This is a genomic window from Dellaglioa sp. CoH-56-MRSF-10 (assembly GCF_056782175.1).
In genome coordinates this window covers 1-381 of the sequence record NZ_JBXAYF010000052.1, presented here as the reverse complement: position 1 = coordinate 381, position 381 = coordinate 1, and the positions used below count along the sequence as shown (strand labels likewise).

Annotated in this window: 2 tRNA genes and 1 rRNA gene; all 3 read left to right on the top strand. The window is 46.5% G+C overall.

Going from position 1 to position 381, the window contains the following annotated elements:
• Positions 1-122: 122 nt before the first annotated feature.
• A tRNA-Glu gene (locus AC1RP4_RS07800) sits at positions 123-194 on the top strand.
• Between the two features lie 5 nt (positions 195-199).
• Positions 200-272, top strand: a tRNA-Thr gene (locus AC1RP4_RS07795).
• Positions 273-311: 39 nt separating this feature from the next.
• Positions 312-381 (top strand): 5S ribosomal RNA (rrf, locus tag AC1RP4_RS07790); the annotation flags it as partial.

Sequence of the window (381 nt, the reverse complement as noted above, 5' to 3'; positions counted from 1 at the left end):
AGTTAAGCTTCTTAGCGCCAAGAGTAGTTGGGGGTCGCCCCCTGCGAGGGTAGGACGTTGCCATGCTAATAATAAATTTAAAAATGTGCTAATCTAACTGATTAACACATTTTTATGTATATGACCCGTTGGTCAAGTGGTTAAGACACCGCCCTTTCACGGCGGTAACATGGGTTCAAATCCCGTACGGGTCATTTTCGCCGGCTTAGCTCAGTTGGTAGAGCATCGGTATCGTAAACCGAGGGTCACAGGTTCGACTCCTGCAGCCGGCATTAGTGGTTGCAAAATTGTTTTATGTAGTAGTAAAAGAGTGTGGTGGCGATAGCAAGAAGGATACACCTGTTCCCATGTCGAACACAGAAGTTAAGCTTCTTAGCGCCA